Origin of the sequence: Pseudomonas sp. AL 58, assembly GCF_036348395.1 — a bacterium.
Classification (GTDB): domain Bacteria; phylum Pseudomonadota; class Gammaproteobacteria; order Pseudomonadales; family Pseudomonadaceae; genus Aquipseudomonas; species Aquipseudomonas defluvii.
In genome coordinates this window covers 430227-446810 of sequence record NZ_JAZBQR010000002.1, presented here as the reverse complement: position 1 = coordinate 446810, position 16584 = coordinate 430227, and the positions used below count along the sequence as shown (strand labels likewise).

At 59.2% G+C, this 16584-nt stretch carries 17 protein-coding genes; 4 read left to right on the top strand and 13 right to left on the bottom strand.

Annotated features, from left to right (window positions below; translation table 11 throughout):
- Window positions 1–221: 221 nt before the first annotated feature.
- Window positions 222–1340: a TIGR00730 family Rossman fold protein gene (locus UIA24_RS02450; protein ID WP_330522092.1), complete on the top strand. Its 1119-nt coding sequence runs from the start codon at window positions 222–224 to the stop codon at window positions 1338–1340.
- Window positions 1341–1372: 32 nt separating this feature from the next.
- Here the strand turns inward: UIA24_RS02450 and recX are convergent, their stop codons facing one another.
- The 3 genes from recX to UIA24_RS02435 all read right to left on the bottom strand — a co-directional run bounded on the left by recX (window position 1373) and on the right by UIA24_RS02435 (window position 3505).
- Window positions 1373–1840: a recombination regulator RecX gene (gene recX, locus UIA24_RS02445; protein ID WP_065760813.1), complete on the bottom strand. Its 468-nt coding sequence runs from the start codon at window positions 1838–1840 to the stop codon at window positions 1373–1375.
- Window positions 1841–1848: 8 nt separating this feature from the next.
- Window positions 1849–2919 carry a recombinase RecA gene (gene recA / locus UIA24_RS02440; RefSeq protein ID WP_065760814.1) on the bottom strand — a complete coding sequence of 357 codons (1071 nt, stop codon included), beginning with the start codon at window positions 2917–2919 and terminating at the stop codon, window positions 1849–1851.
- 103 nt (window positions 2920–3022) lie between these two features.
- Window positions 3023–3505, bottom strand: coding sequence for a CinA family protein (locus tag UIA24_RS02435; protein WP_065760815.1), 483 nt, complete (start codon window positions 3503–3505; stop codon window positions 3023–3025).
- Between the two features lie 318 nt (window positions 3506–3823).
- Here UIA24_RS02435 and mutS point away from each other — a divergent pair, with 318 nt between their 5' ends.
- Together mutS and fdxA are read left to right on the top strand one after the other, a co-directional pair.
- Entirely contained in the window at window positions 3824–6394 is a 2571-nt protein-coding gene (mutS, locus tag UIA24_RS02430) for a DNA mismatch repair protein MutS (protein ID WP_330522091.1), read from the top strand.
- Window positions 6395–6533: 139 nt separating this feature from the next.
- Window positions 6534–6857, top strand: a complete 324-nt coding sequence (gene fdxA / locus UIA24_RS02425) for a ferredoxin FdxA (protein WP_065760817.1) — start codon at window positions 6534–6536, stop codon at window positions 6855–6857.
- Window positions 6858–7369: 512 nt separating this feature from the next.
- Here fdxA and rpoS read toward each other — a convergent pair.
- The 8 genes from rpoS to UIA24_RS02385 all read right to left on the bottom strand — a co-directional run bounded on the left by rpoS (window position 7370) and on the right by UIA24_RS02385 (window position 14500).
- A complete protein-coding gene (gene rpoS, locus UIA24_RS02420) occupies window positions 7370–8377 on the bottom strand; it encodes an RNA polymerase sigma factor RpoS (protein WP_099773745.1) in 1008 nt (335 codons plus the stop codon).
- 107 nt (window positions 8378–8484) lie between these two features.
- A complete protein-coding gene (locus UIA24_RS02415) occupies window positions 8485–9342 on the bottom strand; it encodes a peptidoglycan DD-metalloendopeptidase family protein (RefSeq protein ID WP_099773744.1) in 858 nt (285 codons plus the stop codon).
- Between the two features lie 178 nt (window positions 9343–9520).
- Window positions 9521–10159, bottom strand: coding sequence for a protein-L-isoaspartate(D-aspartate) O-methyltransferase (locus tag UIA24_RS02410; protein ID WP_177442435.1), 639 nt, complete (start codon window positions 10157–10159; stop codon window positions 9521–9523).
- Window positions 10160–10194: 35 nt separating this feature from the next.
- Window positions 10195–10944 (bottom strand): 5'/3'-nucleotidase SurE, encoded by a 750-nt coding sequence (surE, locus tag UIA24_RS02405; protein ID WP_099773742.1) that lies wholly within the window; start codon window positions 10942–10944, stop codon window positions 10195–10197.
- Window positions 10932–11990 (bottom strand): tRNA pseudouridine(13) synthase TruD, encoded by a 1059-nt coding sequence (gene truD, locus UIA24_RS02400; protein ID WP_102052862.1) that lies wholly within the window; start codon window positions 11988–11990, stop codon window positions 10932–10934. The genes surE and truD overlap by 13 nt, the downstream gene beginning before the upstream one ends.
- Window positions 11987–12460 (bottom strand): 2-C-methyl-D-erythritol 2,4-cyclodiphosphate synthase, encoded by a 474-nt coding sequence (gene ispF, locus UIA24_RS02395; protein ID WP_330522090.1) that lies wholly within the window; start codon window positions 12458–12460, stop codon window positions 11987–11989. Before ispF ends, truD begins: the two co-directional genes overlap by 4 nt.
- A 76-nt stretch (window positions 12461–12536) precedes the next feature.
- The gene (gene fghA / locus UIA24_RS02390) at window positions 12537–13379 is read right to left on the bottom strand and encodes an S-formylglutathione hydrolase (RefSeq protein ID WP_099773739.1); all 843 of its coding nucleotides are present in this window, start codon (window positions 13377–13379) and stop codon (window positions 12537–12539) included.
- Between the two features lie 8 nt (window positions 13380–13387).
- On the bottom strand, window positions 13388–14500 hold the full coding sequence (locus tag UIA24_RS02385) for an S-(hydroxymethyl)glutathione dehydrogenase/class III alcohol dehydrogenase (RefSeq protein WP_163938001.1): 1113 nt from the start codon (window positions 14498–14500) through the stop codon (window positions 13388–13390).
- Between the two features lie 108 nt (window positions 14501–14608).
- Here UIA24_RS02385 and UIA24_RS02380 point away from each other — a divergent pair, with 108 nt between their 5' ends.
- Window positions 14609–15508 (top strand): LysR substrate-binding domain-containing protein, encoded by a 900-nt coding sequence (locus UIA24_RS02380; protein WP_330522089.1) that lies wholly within the window; start codon window positions 14609–14611, stop codon window positions 15506–15508.
- 26 nt (window positions 15509–15534) lie between these two features.
- Here UIA24_RS02380 and ispD read toward each other — a convergent pair whose 3' ends face one another.
- Both ispD and ftsB read right to left on the bottom strand, forming a co-directional pair.
- On the bottom strand, window positions 15535–16242 hold the full coding sequence (gene ispD / locus UIA24_RS02375) for a 2-C-methyl-D-erythritol 4-phosphate cytidylyltransferase (protein ID WP_099773736.1): 708 nt from the start codon (window positions 16240–16242) through the stop codon (window positions 15535–15537).
- Window positions 16239–16517, bottom strand: a complete 279-nt coding sequence (gene ftsB / locus UIA24_RS02370; protein ID WP_099773735.1) for a cell division protein FtsB — start codon at window positions 16515–16517, stop codon at window positions 16239–16241. Before ftsB ends, ispD begins: the two co-directional genes overlap by 4 nt.
- Between the last annotated feature and the right edge of the window lie 67 nt (window positions 16518–16584).

The window sequence follows — 16584 nt, the reverse complement described above, 5'->3', positions numbered from 1 at the left end:
TTATTTCGGGCACAACAAGGAGGCGTATCCACACCCGGTACACTACTGCCTCTGGCGGCAACAATAGCCATACCGATAATCAGTGCTGCCAGTAGGTCCAGAGAGCCTATCGAGATGCCGACCTCGCAAATCGGACTGAAGCAGCCAGCAACACATGAGTGTTGCAGCCAGATCGAAATACGCGTTCTGGCCAGCAGTTTTGCTGCAAAAGGAGAAGTTGAATGCCTAACAAACCGAATGAGCTTCTTGCGAACTACTTCAAGAACAACGGAATCAACCTCGACAACGTCGACGAACAACTGAAGCTGGTCGCCCCCAACAGCCCCAACTTGTCGCTCTACCGGGACATGATGCTGACCGTCCTGCGGATGGCGCATGACGACAGCAACCGCTGGAATGCGAAGATCACCCTCCAGGCCCTGCGCGAACTGGATCATGCCTTCCGCGTGCTGGAACAGTACAAAGGCCAGCGCAAGGTAACGGTCTTCGGCTCGGCCCGAACCCCGATCGAACACCCCATGTATGGCCTGGCAAAAGAACTGGGCGCCACACTGGCTCGCTCGGACATGATGGTCATCACAGGTGCTGGTGGTGGCATCATGGCTGCCGCCCATGAAGGCGCTGGCGTGGAACATAGCCTGGGTTTCAATATCACTCTGCCATTCGAGCAACACGCCAACGCAACAGTCGAAGGCACAGACAAGCTGCTGCCGTTCCACTTCTTCTTTATCCGCAAACTCTTCTTCGTGAAAGAGGCCGATGCGCTGGTGCTATGCCCTGGTGGCTTTGGCACGCTGGATGAAGCACTGGAGGTCCTGACCCTTATCCAGACGGGCAAGAGCCCGTTGGTACCCGTGGTACTGCTGGATGCCCCTGGCGGCTCATTCTGGCAGGACGCCCTGAAATTCATTACCCATCAGCTGGAAGAAAACCGCTACATCCTGCCAAGCGACATGAAGTTGCTGCGCCTGGTGCACAGCACAGAGGAAGCGGTCGAAGAGATCAACCAGTTCTACAGTAACTACCACTCCAGTCGCTGGATGAAGAACCAGTTCATCATTCGCATGCATCATCGCCTCAGCGACGCTGCGATGCTCGATATTGCAGAAGTGTTTGCAGATCTACGCCAGCATGGTCATTTCCATCAACACACCCACAGCTGTGTGGAACTTGACGACCCGCAATTCAGCCATTTGCATCGGTTGGCATTCGCCTTCAATGGTCGCGATTACGGTCGCCTACGCGAACTGGTGGACTTCATCAACCATCCGGAAAACTGGGCCAAACCCCAACCCATGCACACCACACAGCATGCACGGGAAGCGCTGAAGGTCACGTGAAGCTATGTGATCGAGGCTGAGTACCCGGAACGTTAGTCATCCAGACCTCGGCCGCTCAGCAAGCGGCCGACCAAGTCCATGGGGAAGCCCCGGTAAACCAGAAAGCGGGTTTGCTGGGCGCGACCGCGAGGATCGCTTGGCAATTGCCCTGCGAACTTGCGCTGCCAGACATCGAGCAATTGCGCCTGCCAGTCTACCCCTGACTCACGCAGGGCCTGCTCGATATCCGAGCGCTGCAAACCGCGCTGGCTCAACTCCTCTCGTATGCGAGCAGGGCCATAGCCGGAGCGAGAGCGGTAACTGATGAAGCTTTCCAGGTAGCGAGCCTCACTGAGCAGCCCCTCGTCCGTCAAACGGTCAAGTTCCTGTTCGATCATCTCGGGAGATGCGCCGCGCTGACGCAACTTGCGCGTCAGCTCGACACGACCATGCTCGCGGCGCGCGAGCAGGTCCATGGCTGTCCGCCTTACGGCGACGGGGGTATCGAGTACGACGGACATGGGCGGGATCAGAAGTCAGCGTCAGCGTCGACCAGATCGTCTTCAGGAGCGGCATCGGCGACCGCAGCCTTGCCAGCAGCCTCTACCGCACCCGGGTTCAGGAGCTTGTCGCGGATCTGCTTCTCAAGGGTGGCAGCGATCTCCGGGTTGTCCTGCAGGAACTTGGCCGAGTTGGCCTTGCCTTGACCAATCTTGCTGCCCTGATAGCTGTACCAGGCGCCCGATTTTTCCAGCAGACCGTGCTGCACACCCAGGTCAATGATCTCGCCGTTGAGGTAGATGCCCTTACCGTAGAGGATCTGGAACTCGGCCTGGCGGAATGGCGGGGCCACCTTGTTCTTGACGATCTTGACGCGGGTTTCGCTACCGACCACTTCGTCGCCTTCCTTGACCGCGCCGGTACGGCGGATGTCCAGACGAACCGAGGCGTAGAATTTCAGCGCGTTACCACCGGTGGTGGTTTCCGGGCTACCGAACATCACACCGATCTTCATGCGGATCTGGTTGATGAAGATCACCAGGCAGTTGGCGTTCTTGATGTTGCCGGTAATCTTACGCAGTGCCTGGGACATGAGGCGAGCCTGCAGACCCACGTGCATGTCGCCCATTTCACCTTCGATTTCAGCCTTTGGCACCAATGCGGCAACGGAGTCGACGATGATCACGTCAACTGCATTGGAACGCACCAGCATGTCGGTGATTTCCAGTGCCTGCTCACCCGTGTCAGGCTGCGAAACCAGCAGGTCGTCGACATTGACGCCCAGCTTGCCAGCGTATTCCGGGTCGAGTGCGTGTTCGGCGTCGACGAAAGCGCAAGTAGCACCCATTTTCTGGGCCTGAGCGATCACCGACAGGGTCAGCGTGGTTTTACCGGACGACTCAGGACCGTAGATCTCGACAATACGGCCTTTTGGCAGACCGCCAATACCCAGGGCAATGTCCAGCCCCAGCGAGCCAGTGGAGATGGCCGGGATCGCCTGGCGCTCATGGTCACCCATGCGCATGACCGCGCCTTTACCGAATTGACGTTCGATTTGACCCAGGGCCGCAGCCAAGGCACGCTTCTTGTTGTCGTCCATTGAAGTCCTCACGTAATCGATAGGCCCTGACGGCCAGAACACCTGTATAAGTAGCCAGTATTATTTCACAGGGTTTTGTTTCCGCCTACCCCCGAATAGCGATTTACTCCGCCCCAAGCTGTAACAAGCCGTCTAGCGCGGCGATTACCGCTTGTCGGCGAACCGCCTCGCGGTCACCCTCGAAGTGCCTGCGCTCGGCCGTCACCTGCTCGCCGTCGGCCCACGCCAGCCATACAGTGCCCACCGGCTTGGCAGCAGAACCACCCTCCGGGCCGGCCACACCACTGACTGCCACGGCAAAACGTGCCCCGCTGGCGGCCTGCGCACCTCGCACCATGGCCTCGACAACCTCCTGACTGACTGCACCAACCTGGCCGAACAACGCCGCAGGAACCCCGAGTTGGCGGGTCTTCTGTGCATTGGAATAGGTCACATAACCGGCCTCGAACCAGGCAGAGCTGCCAGGAATTCGGGTAATCGCCTCGGCAATGCCGCCCCCCGTGCAGGACTCGGCGGTGGTCACATGAGCTTTGAAGCGACGCAGATGCTCACCCAGCCGGGCAGCAAGAACGGTAATCGGGTCCATGGCAAGCTCCTTGAAAGTCTGCACTACCCTACACCAAGCATCGTTTGGCAGAAACGCTCGCGGCAGGTCGCGCGACTACTGCTCCGCCCTTGCGGTATCGAGTGTCGCAGCGCGCAGCAGTTTCAAAGACATCCACGGCCGACTGCGCTAAGCAATGAATGCAGCCGAACGAACTTAAAATGCATGAGCATAAAGAGCGTCCAACTCACTGACCCAGCATGCAATTGACATTACCCAAGCGCCAGCAATGCAGAAAAAATCCCTGTAGTATTAGACGATTCGCAATTGTCCAAAAGACTGCTCGCTGTAAGGCCTTGAATGTCTGATCTTTCCGCACACACTCCGATGATGCAGCAATACTGGAAGCTGAAGAACCAGCACCCAGATCAGCTGATGTTCTACCGCATGGGCGATTTCTACGAAATCTTCTACGAAGATGCGAAGAAAGCCGCAAAACTCCTGGACATTACCCTGACTGCCCGTGGGCAGTCCGCGGGCCAGTCGATCCCCATGTGCGGTATCCCCTTCCATGCAGCTGAAGGCTACCTGGCCAAGCTGGTGAAACTGGGAGAGTCGGTGGTGATCTGCGAGCAGATCGGCGATCCGGCAACCAGCAAAGGGCCGGTCGAGCGCCAGGTCGTACGTATTATCACCCCAGGCACGGTCAGCGATGAGGCGTTGCTTGATGAACGCCGTGACAACCTGATCGCTGCCGTACTGGGCGATGAACGCCTCTTTGGCCTTGCAGTACTGGACATCACCAGCGGCAACTTCACCGTTCAGGAGCTCAAGGGCTGGGAGAACCTGCTGGCCGAGCTGGAGCGAATCAACCCGGTGGAACTGCTGATCCCGGATGATTGGCCACAGGGCTTGCCCGCCGAGAAGCGTCGTGGCGCCAGACGCCGGGCACCTTGGGACTTCGACCGTGACTCAGCCCGCAAGAGCCTGTGCCAGCAGTTCGCAACCCAAGACCTTAAAGGTTTTGGCTGCGAGAAGCTGACCCTGGCCATCGGTGCTGCCGGTTGCCTGCTGGGCTACGCCAAGGAAACCCAGCGTACCGCCCTGCCCCATCTTCGCAGCCTCAAACACGAACGGCTTGACGATACTGTCGTACTCGACGGTGCCAGCCGCTGCAACCTTGAGCTGGACGTCAACCTCGCAGGCGGTCGCGACAATACCCTGCAATCGGTCATCGACCGCTGCCAGACCGCCATGGGCAGCCGTTTGCTGACCCGTTGGCTGAACCGCCCCCTGCGCGACCTGAAGGTGCTGCTGGCACGCCAGAGCTCCATTCGCTGCCTCCTCGATGGCTACCGCTTTGAAAAGCTGCAGCCACAGCTGAAGGAAATTGGCGACATCGAACGGATCCTGGCCCGGATTGGCCTGCGTAATGCCCGCCCTCGCGACCTGGCTCGCCTGCGCGATGCACTGGGTGCATTGCCTGAGCTGCAAAACGCAATGGCCGAGCTGGAGGCACCGCACCTGGCACGCCTGGCGGCTATCGCCGGCACCTACCCGGAACTGGCTGACCTGCTGCAAAAAGCGATCATCGACAATCCGCCTGCGGTGATCCGCGACGGCGGCGTCCTCAAGACGGGCTATGACAGCGAGCTGGACGAGCTGCTGTCGATGAGCGAAAACGCCGGCCAGTTCCTGATTGACCTGGAGGCTCGCGAGAAAGCTCGTACCGGCCTGGCCAACCTCAAGGTCGGCTACAACCGTGTCCACGGCTACTTTATCGAACTGCCCAGCAAGCAGGCTGAACAGGCACCTGCCGACTACATCCGTCGCCAGACCCTCAAAGGTGCCGAGCGCTTTATCACGCCTGAGCTGAAAACCTTCGAAGACAAGGCGCTGTCGGCTAAAAGCCGCGCATTGGCGCGGGAGAAAATGCTCTATGAAGCGCTGCTGGAAAACCTGATCAGCCATCTGCCGCCCTTGCAGGACACTGCCGCGGCACTGGCAGAGCTGGACGTCCTGAGCAACCTGGCAGAGCGCGCGCTGAACCTCGATCTGAACTGCCCAACGTTCGTCGACGAGCCGTGCATGCGGATCAGCCAGGGGCGCCACCCGGTGGTCGAGCAGGTACTGACCACCCCGTTCGTGGCCAACGACCTGGCACTCGATGACAACACCCGCATGCTGGTGATAACCGGTCCGAACATGGGCGGTAAATCCACCTACATGCGCCAGACCGCATTGATCGTGCTCATGGCACACATCGGCAGCTTCGTACCGGCGGCCAGTTGCGAGCTGTCGCTGGTTGACCGCATCTTCACCCGGATCGGCTCCAGCGATGACCTGGCCGGCGGCCGCTCGACCTTCATGGTCGAGATGAGCGAAACCGCCAACATCCTGCATAACGCTACCGAACGCAGCCTGGTGCTGATGGATGAAGTGGGGCGCGGCACCAGTACCTTTGACGGCCTGTCGCTGGCCTGGGCCGCAGCCGAGCGCTTGGCGCAACTGCGCGCCTATACGCTGTTCGCCACGCACTACTTCGAGTTGACCGTCCTACCCGAGAGCGAACCGCTGGTAGCCAACGTGCACCTCAATGCCACCGAACACAACGAACGTATCGTGTTCCTGCACCATGTACTGCCTGGCCCGGCCAGCCAGAGCTACGGCCTCGCGGTTGCCCAACTGGCCGGCGTACCTGGCCCGGTTATTCAGCGTGCCCGCGAACACCTGAGCCGCCTGGAAACCGCGAGCCTGCCGCATGACGCAGCGCCTGTAGCCGACAGAGGCGCGCCAGCGGTGCCGCACCAGAGCGATCTGTTCGCCAGCCTGCCGCACCCGGTGCTGGAGGAAATCAGCAAAACCGATATTGATAACCTGACACCTCGTCAGGCGCTCGAAATGCTCTATACACTAAAGACTCTGATCTAACGCACCGTCCCACAAGCTGATAGAATCCCGCGCGGTTTGGCGACACTGCAGATTACTAGCCTGGTCTGCAGCCATCTACCAAACCCCGCGGCCCTGTCTGGAAGGGCTGTGCTGCCGTCGCCTGAGGAGAAAATTAGAAATGACCTTCGTCGTCACCGACAACTGCATCAAGTGCAAGTACACCGACTGCGTAGAAGTCTGTCCGGTGGACTGCTTCTACGAAGGCCCGAACTTCCTGGTCATTCACCCGGATGAGTGCATCGACTGTGCGCTGTGCGAGCCTGAATGCCCGGCACAAGCCATTTTCTCTGAGGACGAAGTGCCTGAGGATATGCAGGAGTTCATCCAGCTGAACGTTGAGCTGGCTGAGATCTGGCCAAACATCACCGAGAAGAAAGATGCACTGCCCGATGCCGAGGAATTCGACGGTGTCAAAGGCAAGATCAAGGATCTGGAGCGCTAAACGCTCTCGTTCTACGCAAAAGGCCCCTACAGGGGCCTTTTCTTTTTTGCGGACAAAAAAAGGGGCGGTTTGACCCGCCCACATTTTTTCCGTAGTCCCTTTATTCCCTTTCATCATCCTGATGAATCGCATCCTGCGATGTCCTTGACCCTCATCCTTGAAGGCCTGTGTCCAAATCCGTGGACACAGGGCAGATAGTAATCGCTGGAGCGCCTGGAGCAACTGGCAAAACCTCTCAAAAAAAGACCTGAGGGTTACCCAAGCAAAAATAAAAATCCTTATTTATCAAACAGATAAACAAATACCGACTGTGAAAGCGGCAACGATTTACTCGCGCCTACAGCTTTGGCTTACGCACGCTGTAAGTGATCACTTACAACAGCATGCACAGTAACAACACACGAGTAGTCTTTGGCTCATACCAACATGTTTCAGCCCCGGGCGACCCGGCGCTAGCTCAACACAAACAAAAACACCCCGAACCAGTCGGGGTGTTTTTCACTGCATCGGCGTTACTGGAACAGCGACTCGCTGGACAGACCGTTCTTCTCCAGAATCTCGCGCAGGCGCTTTAGCCCCTCAACCTGGATCTGGCGAACCCGCTCCCGGGTCAGACCGATCTCCAGGCCAACATCCTCAAGGGTACTGCTCTCGTGGCCGCGCAAGCCAAAACGGCGAATCACCACCTCACGTTGCTTGTCAGTCAACTCACTGAGCCACTGGTCGATGCTCTGGGACAGATCATCGTCCTGAAGCAACTCGCAGGGGTCAGTCGGTCGATCGTCAGTGAGGGTATCAAGCAGGGTCTTGTCAGAATCAGGCCCCAGCGAAACATCGACTGAAGACACGCGCTCGTTAAGGCCCAGCATGCGCTTGACCTCACCAACAGGCTTCTCCAACAAGCTGGCAATCTCTTCCGGCGACGGTTCGTGATCGAGCTTCTGGGTCAGTTCCCGAGCAGCACGCAGGTAAACGTTCAGCTCCTTGACCACATGGATCGGCAAGCGGATGGTACGGGTCTGGTTCATGATCGCCCGTTCGATGGTCTGCCGGATCCACCAGGTGGCATAGGTAGAGAAACGGAAACCACGTTCAGGATCGAACTTCTCGACAGCACGGATCAACCCCAGGTTGCCTTCCTCGATGAGGTCAAGCAGCGAAAGCCCCCGATTCACATAGCGCCGGGCAATTTTTACCACCAGACGCAAGTTGCTCTCGATCATGCGCTTACGCCCAGCAGGATCACCACTTTGCGACAGCCGCGCAAAATGAACTTCTTCCTCAGGCGAAAGCAGGGGTGAGAATCCGATTTCATTCAGGTAAAGCTGAGTAGCATCAAGTGCTCGGGTGTAGTCGATGTACTTGTGCTGTTTGAGTGACGAGCCGTGTTTGGCTTTGGTCCGAACCGAAGATACAGCAGGTTCGTCTGACACCACATCCGTTTCCAAAACGATACCGGTCTCCATCAGGAGAACCTCATCGTCGATGTCAAACTCCGGCACTTCTTTACTGAGAGCCATTGTTATAGTCCTTTGCTGAGTTCGAACTCAGACTCGAGCGTCACCTGATCCTTGGTAGCGCTGGAGCCTGTCCCCACTACGCGAAGGAACAGGCAAGGCACAAGCGGTCAACGACGCGGCAGGAATTGCAACGGATCTACGGGTTTCCCCTGACGGCGAATCTCAAAATGAAGCTTCACCCGGTCAGTACCCGTGGACCCCATCTCGGCAATTGTCTGCCCTGCCTTGACCTGCTGCCCCTCCCGAACCAACAGCCTACGGTTATGACCGTAAGCACTGACGTAGGTGTCGCTGTGCTTGATAATTACCAACTCGCCGTAGCCCCGCAAGCCACTTCCGGCGTACACCACTGAACCATCAGACGCAGCAAAAACAGGCTGTCCCAAATCACCGGCGATATCAATGCCTTTATTCAAACTACCGTTTGAAGCAAATTTACCAATTAACACACCACTCGCAGGCCACGCCCAGCCCCCCACTGCACGCTCCGATGCCGGCACCTGAACGGGCGCAGGCGCGCTGCTGGCGGCACTCGACGAGGTGCTTGTGGAAGGCGCTGGGGTACCCACCGGGCGCCGGGTAACCGTAGTTTTACTTGACGACGAGGAGCTGCTGACCACGGTCTGGGAGGGAGTACCCGACGCACCACCGGAACGGCCATCGAAACGAATAGCCTGCCCAGGACGAATGGTATAGGGCGGCGCAATATTGTTGCGCGCAGCCAACGCCTTGTAGTCCCAACCGTATCGGAAAGCGATGGAGAACAGGGTATCACCTGGACGTACGACGTACTGCCCTGTGGTCACGGCAGGACGCTTGGGCGCCGCATTATTGCGGTCCACCACGCCAACGCTGCTCGAAGAAGTGCTGGAACAACCCGTAACCAGCGTACCAAAGGCAAGTGCAATCACCAGAAGCCTGAAGCTCGATAGACCCATACGCTGCCGAATGACTGTGTGACTCACCCGCCGCTCCCTCTAATGGTGACCGATAAGAAAAATGAAATAATGTTGCAATTATAACTGAGCGTGCGCCTATTGCGGCGGGCTCACGCAGCACAAATTTACTCAGGATGTTTGCTCAGGCCTGGCAAATAGACCTGCAGCCTGCAGCAGAATTCGCTCACGCAGAAAAAAGCCTGGCTCAAGCCACCGGGCCGTTGAGCAATGGCACAAAACGCACCGCCCCCATCGCGCGCTGGGAGAAACCGTTCTCCTCACGAACGATCAACATCAACTGCTGCAACTCTCCTGTAGCGCCCACCGGAATGACCATGCGCCCACCGGGCGCAAGCTGATCAAGCAAGGCTTGCGGAACCTCGGGAGCAACCGCAGTGACGATGATCCCATTGTAAGGGGCCAGGGCTGGCCAACCTTCACAGCCATCGCCCCAACGGAACACCACGTTACGCAGATTGAGTTCGAGCAAACGCTCCTTGGCCCGGTCTTGCAGCACCTTGATGCGTTCAACCGAAAACACTCGCTCAACCAACTGCGACAGAATCGCGGTCTGGTAACCAGAACCCGTGCCAATCTCCAGCACTTTGTCCAACGGACCCGCTTCGAGCAACAACTCACTCATGTGCGCCACAATAAAGGGCTGGGAGATGGTCTGGTTGTTACCAATCGGCAGCGCTGTATCCTCGTAGGCGCGGTGCGCCAGCGCTTCGTCGACGAACAGATGGCGTGGCGTGCGGCGAATGACCTCCAACACCTGCGGATTGGAGATCCCCTCTTCACACAACCGCTGGATCAGTCGCTCACGGGTTCGCTGAGAGGTCATGCCAATACCGCGGCGCACCAGATCGTCCTCACGCATCAGAGCACACCCTCCAACCAACCATCGAGTTGTTCAAACGCCTCATTGAAGGTGCGATCGAGCTGCAGCGGGGTAATCGATACATAGCCCTGCATCACCGCGTGAAAATCGGTGCCCGGGCCGCCGTCCTCAGCATCGCCAGCCACCGCGATCCAATAGCCTTCCTTGCCGCGCGGGTTAACCACCTTGGTCGGCGCAGCTGCACGCGCACGGTGACCGAGACGCGTCAGCTGGATACCACGGATGTGCTCCAGCGGGAGGTTCGGAATATTGACGTTAAGCACTGTGCGCGGGGGCAATGTCAGGCGGCTCTGCGCCTCGACCAGCCTGCGGGCAATATAGGCAGCCGCTGGCAGATTGTCGGGAAGACGCGACAACAGCGAAAACGCAAACGAGGTTCCACCGAGGAAGCGCCCTTCCAGTGCGGCAGCGACCGTACCCGAATACAACACATCATCGCCCAGGTTGGCGCCCAGGTTGATGCCCGAAACCACCATGTCGGGGGTATACGGCAACAGACCATTAAGGCCCAGGTGCACGCAGTCGGTGGGTGTGCCATTGAGGCTGATGTAACCGTTGGCCAGGGTCTGCGGGTGCAGCGGCCGGTCAAGGGTCAGCGAGCTGCTCGCGCCGCTTTTGTCTTGATCCGGGGCAATAACCACACACTCGGCATAATCCGCCAACGCAGCGTGCAGTGCGGCAAGTCCGGGGGCAGTAACCCCATCATCGTTTGAAATCAGAATACGCATGGGCTGTCCGTCTGCCCTGCCGGCGCCAGGTCGATGAGTTCACGCACCACAACGGTGGCGAAGCATCCGGCCGGAAGGACGAATTCCAGTTGCAGGATATCAGGCTCGGGATAATGCCACGTCAGACCGCCAATGGGCAGCCGCAGAATGCGTCGCTCGTGACTCATGCCGGCCTTGCTCAACCATTGGCACAACGCCGCCTCTTCTTCGCCGATGCGCTGCTCCAACTCAGCAACAGCACCACCTGTGGCAGAGTGCCCCTCACCCCACAGTGGACCGGTTGGATGCAGGTCAAGTATCGAAAGACGAGGATCTTGGCACTCAGCCTCCCCTGCCGGGAAAAAACTGCGGCTGTCGGTGAAGGCCAGCAAGTCACCGACCTGCGCCTGGTTCCAGGTGCCATTGGCAACGCGGGCCGCCAGCACCCGGTTGAACAGGTAGCTGCGCGCAGCCGAAAGCAGCCGCGACCGCACATTGCGTTGCTCCGGCAAGGCCTGGCGGGCCGCCCAGTCACGGGCATCAACAATGTTCCCGCCGTTATGACCGAAGCGCTGCGTGCCGAAGTAGTTGGGAACACCCTCACTGCGCAACTGCTCCAGGCGAGCCTGGAGAGCAGCGGGGTCTGCAGACAGTTGAGTCAGGCGCAAGGTGAAGCCGTTGGCAGAGTGCGCACCGCGCTGCAGTTTGCGCTTATGCCGGGCACGCTTGAGGATTCGCAGGGTTTCGTTTTCTGCGCCAGACAGGTCCGGATCGGCCTTGCCCGGCAGGTGCAGACTGAACCATTGGCGCGTCAGGGCCTGACGATCCTTGAGGCCGGCATAACTGATGTTACGCACCGGCACGCCGGCTGCACGAGCCAGACGGCGGGCAGCTTCCTCGGTGTTGAGGTCGCGTTTCTCGACCCACAGCCACAGGTGCTCGCCGTCACCGGAGAGCGGGATATCGAGTACTTCGTCGACCTGAAAATCTTCCGCGGTCGCCTTGAGCACGGCATGCCCCAAGGATGGACCCGATGCGCACGGGCCAAGCAATTCAAGTTCGGTCATGCTGACAGCAACAAGGCAACAGCGTGAACGGCAATGCCTTCTTCACGCCCGGTGAAACCGAGCTTCTCGGTGGTGGTGGCCTTGACGTTGACCTGGTCGATATCGACCTGCAGGTCTTCAGCAATCAGGGCGCGCATGGTTTCGATATGGGGCGCCATTTTCGGAGCCTGGGCAACGATGGTTGCGTCGACATTCCCGACTTTCCACCCCTTGGCCTGGACCTTGGCCAGCACATGACGCAACAGCACGCGGCTGTCTGCGCCCTTGAACTGCGGGTCCGTATCGGGAAAGTGCCGGCCGATATCGCCCAATGCTGCCGCACCAAGCAAGGCGTCGCTCAGGGCATGCAGCAGCACGTCGCCGTCGGAGTGAGCCAACAGCGCGGAAGAGTGGGCAATGCGCACACCGCCCAAGGTAATAAAATCGCCCTGTGCGAAGCGATGTACATCGTAGCCGTGGCCAATACGCATAGAAAAACGCCCTGATTGAGTCAGGGCGTGATTCTACCTGCTTTACCCGGGCTTGGGCTTGATTTGTCCGCAGCCCCTAGCGCAACGCAGCGGCATGATGACGCAGATGGTCATCGATGAAGCTGGCGATGAAGTAGTAGCTGTGGTCATACCCCGGCTGCAGGCGCAACGTCAGGGGATGATCCGCAGCACGCGCAGCCTGGGCCAAGACTTCCGGCTTGAGCTGAGTGACCAGGAAATCGTCACGATCACCCTGATCGACCAGCAATGGCAGCCGCTCGCTCGCCTCGGCAATCAAGACGCTGGCATCCCACTCACGCCAACGCGCGCGCTCCTCTCCCAGGTAACGGGAAAACGCCTTCTGCCCCCAAGGGCAATCCATCGGGTTGCTGATCGGGGCAAACGCCGAGACCGAGCGATAACGACCCGGATTGCGCAAGGCGCAAACCAATGCCCCGTGCCCTCCCATGGAGTGACCGCTGACACCGCGCTTGTCGGAGGCGGGAAAATGCGCTTCGACCAGTGCGGGCAGCTCCTCGACCACATAGTCGTGCATGCGGTAGTGCTCCGCCCACGGCTGCTCGGTGGCGTTGAGGTAGAAGCCCGCGCCAAGACCGAAGTCCCAGGCGCCGTCCGGATCACCCGGTACCTTCGGCCCTCGCGGGCTGGTGTCTGGGGCAACGATAATCAGCCCTAGTTCCGCAGCCAGCTTGTGCGCACCGGCTTTCTGCATGAAATTCTCGTCCGTGCAGGTCAAGCCGCTCAGCCAGTACAACACTGGCAGCTTGCCGCCCTGCTCCGCTTGTGGCGGCAGGTAGACCGCAAAGACCATGTCACACCCCAGCACCTCAGAGCGGTGCCGATAACGCTTGTGCCAGCCACCAAAGCTCTTTTGGCAGGATAGGTTTTCCAGGCTCATGGCTGACCTCAGAAATGGATGACGCTGCGAATGCTCTTGCCTTCATGCATCAGGTCGAAAGCCTTGTTGATGTCTTCAAGCCCCATGGTATGGGTGATGAAGGTATCGAGCGGGATTTCGCCCTTTTCAGCCATCTCGACATAGCTTGGCAGTTCGCTACGGCCACGCACGCCACCGAAGGCCGAGCCGCGCCACACGCGACCGGTGACCAGTTGGAACGGACGCGTCGAGATTTCCTGACCCGCACCGGCCACACCGATGATCACGGACTCGCCCCACCCTTTGTGGCAACACTCCAGCGCTGCACGCATCAGTTGCACGTTGCCAACGCACTCGAAGGAGAAGTCCACACCACCATCGGTCAGGTCAACGATGACCTCCTGAATCGGGCGGTCATAGTCTTTCGGGTTGACGCAATCGGTTGCGCCCAACTGACGGGCGATCTCGAACTTGGCCGGGTTGATGTCCACTGCAATGATGCGCGAAGCCTTGGCCTTGACTGCACCAATGATCGCCGACAGGCCGATGCCACCGAGGCCGAAAATCGCGACGGTGTCGCCTGGCTTGACCTTGGCAGTGTTGAGCACTGCACCAATACCAGTAGTGACACCGCAGCCCAGCAGGCAGACTTTTTCCAGCGGTGCTTCCTTCTGGATTTTGGCCACGGAGATTTCCGGCAGTACGGTGTACTCGGAGAACGTCGAGGTGCCCATGTAGTGGAACAGTTGCTGGCCCTTGTAGGAGAAGCGTGTGGTGCCGTCAGGCATCAGGCCCTTGCCCTGAGTGGCACGAATGGCCTGGCACAGGTTGGTCTTGCCAGAGAGGCAGAATTTGCACTTGCCACACTCCGGGGTGTACAGCGGGATCACGTGGTCACCTACAGCGACCGAGGTGACACCCTCACCGATGGCTTCGACGATAGCACCGCCTTCATGGCCAAGAATCGAGGGGAAGATGCCTTCCGGATCGGCGCCGGACAGGGTGTAGGCATCCGTGTGGCAGACACCACTCGCCACTACGCGCAGCAGCACTTCGCCCGCCTTGGGCATGGCCACATCGACCTCAACGATCTCCAGTGGTTTCTTGGCCTCGAAGGCAACGGCGGCACGGGACTTGATCATGAATCTTCTCCAGCAAAGGTTCGGTTTCCAGCCTTGAAGTGTAATTCATCAACATTTGATGAATAATCCAGGCAAACGCAAAACATTAATGCTGAGCAGGGATAATCGATGGCAAGCAGTCACTGGGAAGGCTTCGATGAGTTCGTCGCCGTCGCCGAATCAGGGCAGTTCACCGCAGCAGCAGAGCACCTTGGGGTTTCGTCTTCCCATATCAGCCGCCAAATTGCCCGCCTCGAAGAGCGCCTGCAGACCCGCCTGCTATATCGCAGCACCCGAAGGGTCAGCCTGACGGAGGCAGGACAGACGTTCCTGCAACATTGCCAGCGTTTGCAAGATGGCCGGGACGAAGCGCTGCGAGCCATGGGCGACCTTGGTAGCGAACCCAAGGGGCTGCTGCGCATGACCTGCGCAGTGGCCTATGGCGAGCGTTTCATTGTGCCGCTGGTGACCCGCTTCATGGCCCTTTACCCGCAATTGCGGGTGGATATCGAACTGACCAACCGTACACTGGACCTGCTGCATGAAGGCATGGACATGGCCATTCGACTGGGGCGCCTGCAGGACTCGCGACTGGTGGCCAGCCGCCTGGCGCCCCGGCGCATGTACCTCTGCGCCTCGCCCGCGTATCTGGAGCGCTATGGTCGCCCGCACAGCCTTTCGGAACTGGCGCGACACAACTGCTTGATCGGCAGTACGGACAGCTGGCCTTTGCAGCAGGATGGGCGTGAAATCGCACAGCGCGTACAGGGCAACTGGCGCTGCAACAGCGGCCAGGCGGTGCTCGATGCAGCACTGCAGGGCGTAGGCTTATGCCAACTACCGGACTACTACGTGCAAGAGCACCTGCGCAGCGGTGCGCTGGTTTCGCTGCTTGAAGCGCACCAACCCCCCAACACCGCCGTGTGGGCGCTGTATCCACAGCAACGGCATCTGTCGCCCAAGGTGCGTCAATTGGTGGATTACTTACGAGAAGGATTGGCAAATCTGCCGGAGTACCGCACCCCGTAGAAGCCAGCCTGGCTGGCGGTTGGCAGTCAGCCGCGCAGCGCCCAGCGCTGACGCAGCCACTCAAGGTCTTCTGGGCGAGTGACCTTGATATTGTCACTACGTCCTTCGATCAGTCGCGGCGCCTGCCCCGACCACTCGATAGCAGAGGCTTCATCAGTGATCGCCACATCCGCGACCAGGCTGTCGGCCAGCGCACGGTGCAGGGCACCCAGGCGAAACATCTGCGGTGTATAGGCCTGCCAGACCGTACTGCGGTCGATGGTTGCGGCCACCCGGCCCTGAGCATCTGCACGCTTAAGCGTGTCTCGCGCAGGTACGGCCAGCAATCCACCCACAGGATCATCGGCAAGTTCGGCCAGTAGCCGATCCAGGTCGGTACGTGCCAGGTTCGGTCGCGCAGCGTCATGCACCAGCACCCAGTCGGCGTCGTCAGCCCCCTGAGCATGCAACAACAGCAACGCATTGAGCACCGAGTCGGCCCGCTCACGACCACCGGCTGCACGCTGGATACGAGCATCAACGGCGCAGCGAAGACCTGGCCAATAAGGATCGTCAGCGGCGAGGCTGACAACCACGCCCTTGAGGCAGGGGTGGTCTAGAAAACAGTCGAGGCTATGCTCGAGGATTGTCCGGCCGCCCAACTGCAAGTACTGCTTGGGGCGATCGGCTGCCATTCGGGCACCAACGCCCGCAGCAGGTATCACTGCCCAGAAGGCAGGCAGGGACTGGCTCATTGCGGTAACTGGTAGAGGGTTTCGCCCTCTTTGACCATACCCAGTTCGTGGCGCGCCCGTTCTTCGACGGTCTCCATACCTTTTTTCAACTCCAGCACTTCAGCATCGAGCACGCGATTACGCTCCAGCAACCGTTCATTCTCGGCGTGCTGATCAGCGATCTGCTGCTTGAGCTCAGTGACCTGCGCCAGGCTGCCATTACCCACCCACAGACGATACTGCAGGCCGGCAAGCAACAAGAGCAGAACGAGGAACAACCAATAGGGACTGCGCATCGAGGTATCCAGTGGAAAAGACCGCTGCTTAATGCAGGTTGCTGATGGCACGAAGCCTGGCCGAAGC